The sequence below is a fragment of the Phenylobacterium sp. genome, from assembly GCF_035309685.1.
Lineage (GTDB): Bacteria > Pseudomonadota > Alphaproteobacteria > Caulobacterales > Caulobacteraceae > Phenylobacterium.
Genome location: NZ_DATGEX010000054.1, coordinates 1 through 2,588 on the forward strand (window position 1 = coordinate 1; position 2,588 = coordinate 2,588).

2 protein-coding genes are annotated in these 2,588 nt (G+C 71.4%); both read left to right on the top strand.

Annotation, left to right across the window (positions count from 1 at the left end; translation table 11 throughout):
• A partial coding sequence (locus VKQ35_RS17290; RefSeq protein ID WP_324363864.1) for a chromosome partitioning protein ParB occupies positions 1 to 2,047 on the top strand: 2,047 nt, incomplete at its 5' end.
• A gap of 99 nt (positions 2,048 to 2,146) precedes the next feature.
• The gene (locus tag VKQ35_RS17295) at positions 2,147 to 2,371 is read left to right on the top strand and encodes a hypothetical protein (RefSeq protein ID WP_324363865.1); all 225 of its coding nucleotides are present in this window, start codon (positions 2,147 to 2,149) and stop codon (positions 2,369 to 2,371) included.
• The last annotated feature ends 217 nt before the right edge of the window (positions 2,372 to 2,588 follow it).

Sequence of the window (2,588 nt, forward strand, 5' to 3'; positions counted from 1 at the left end):
CTCGCCCAGGCGCTGGAGCCTGACCCCGATGACCGACACCCAGACCGTTCCGGCCGCGCCGCCGACCCCGATGACTTCGATCAAGGTCCGCCTCGGCGACCTCGGCCTCGCGCCGGAGAACCTTCGTTTCAAGGAGCCCGCGGACGAGGGCGTGCCGCAGCTCGCCGACACCATTCTCGCCGCCGGCGTGGTGATCCCGCCGATCGTGCGGCCTGGCCGAAAGGGCGAACAGGCCTTCATGGCGCTGGATGGCCGTCGCCGGCGCTTCGGCCTTCTGCTGCTGCGCGACCGCGGCGACCTGACCGACGACTACGAGGTCGACTGCCTGTTGGCCGAGACCAAGGCCCAGCAGGCGGCCGGCATCATGCTGCCGGCGACCGAACACGCCCCGGTGCACATCGCCGACGTCATCACCGCCATCGGGAAGCTGCGGAAGTCGAAGATGGAGACCAAGGCCATCGCCGCGGCCCTGGGATACGCCGAGCTGGAGATTAAGCGCCTGGAGGCCCTGGCGGCCGTCCATCCCAATGTTCTGAAGGCCCTGCGCCAAGGCCGGCTGACCCTCAAGCAGGTCCGCCTGTTCGCGCGCCTGCCCGACAAGAAGCAGCAGGCCGAGATCGCCCAGACCGCGCTCGACGGCCACTTCCAGGACTACCAGCTGCGCCACGTCATCGAGCGCGACCGCGCCACGATCGACGACGACCGTTTCACGCTGGTTGGCATGGAGCGCTATGTCGCCGCCGGCGGCCGGGTGTCGAGCGACCTGTTCGGCGAACTGCCCGACTGCCTGCTGGATCCCGAGGTCCTGCAGACGACCTGGCGGGAGCGGGTGCAGCCGATCGTCGACCAACTGACCGCAGACGGCCTCACCGTCTTCGTCGGCCGGGAGGCGGGGTTCGGCGTGCCGGACGGGTTCAACCGCCTGCAGCACGTCTGGGAGCGCGATCTGACCGAGGACCAGGCCAAGGCCCTCGCGGACGCCCGCTACGAGGTCACCCGCCTCTCCAGCGAGTTGCAGGACCTCGATCCGTGGGCGGACGATGCGCCGGCGGCCATGGCCCCGGTGTTCACGGCCATGACCGCCGTCGCCGGCGCGCCCCTCACGCGCGACCGGATCGGCGCGGCCGTACTGACGCCCTCCGACGGTTTCGGCGTGGCGGTGACCTATTTCTCGGTTCCGCTGCCCGCCGATCAGCTGCCCGATGAGGTCGAGGAGGACGGCGACGACGAAGACGCCGCCGAGGTCGGCGGCCGCTACGGCCGGTCGTACACGGACGTGGAGATTCCCCGCGCCGATGTCGACGTGGCCGGCTCGAGCCACGTCCTGCACGAGACCAGAACCGACGTGGCCACCCGCGGCCTGATCCGCGATCTGGCCGACGATCCGGGCGCGGCCCTTACGGTGCTGGTGGCGCAGCTGTTCAAGAACCTGGCCCTGCACAGCTCGGGCAGCGCCGAAGAGTCTGCGGCGGCCATCAACGCCACCGCCTACCGGCGGGGGACGACGCCGGCGATCCCGGCCCTGGACGGCGAGGTGCGCGCTCGCCTCGACGCCCGCCGAGCCTCCTACAAGGCCAGCGGCCTGCGGCCCATACCGTGGGTGGAAACCCTGGCCCACGGGGACAAGATGGCGCTGTTGGCCGAGCTGGTGGCCATCTCGCTGAACGTCCGGGAGGGCCGCACCACCTCGCTGCGTCACGCCGCGCGGGCTGAGGCCGCGGAGATCGCCGCCCTCTGCGGCGCCGACATCTCGGCCCATTGGACCCCGGACGACGCCTACCTGGCCGTCCACTCCAAGAAGCAGCTTTCGGCCTTGCTGGAGGAGATGGAGGTGGAGGACGACCGGGCCAAGGCGCTGAAGAAGGACGACCTGGTCACCTTCGTCGCCGAGGCCGCGGCCGAGCGGCAATGGGCGCCGGCGGCGCTGGCCTGGGACCGGCTGCCGGCCGAGGACGAGGCCGAAGCCGACGACGCGGATGACCACGACGCTTCGCCCGAGGTGACGGAACGCCCCAACGACGACGTCGCCGAGCCGATCGCGGCCTAAGTCCAACTGAGCCCCCGCCTTTCTTCAGGGCGGGGGCTCTTCTTCTGCGGGTCGTGACGCGAGGATTTCCCAAGCGGATGTCCCGCTGGAGAGACCTTGATGCCGTTTCCTGAGATCGACGCCCTGGCCCGCGCGGCCGCCGGCGACGTTCTCTCGCCGACCGATCCCCAGATCGCGGCGCTGTTCAACGCCCTGGGCGTGGCCGCCGATCAAAGGGCCTCGGCCGCCCGCCAAGCCCTGCAGCGCTGGGCCGAGGACCGCCGCGCGCCGCAGGCCGAGCGCGACCACGCCGTCAGTCGGTTGGCTGAGCTGGCGGCCGGCTAGAGGCAAAGGGAGGGGGGCGAGCGGGCGAGCCCGTCGGGACTGGAGGGAGGAGCCCTCCGCCGCGGGTGATCGGATCACCCGCCATGAACGCCATGCTGCCCCTCTTCGCCGTCGCCGCCGGCGGCGATGACGCCACCCACAAGGCCGCCAACATCCTGGCCGCCGCCCGGTCCCTGTCCCCTCAGCTCAATCGCTCGCGCGCCCTGGACCGGCGTCT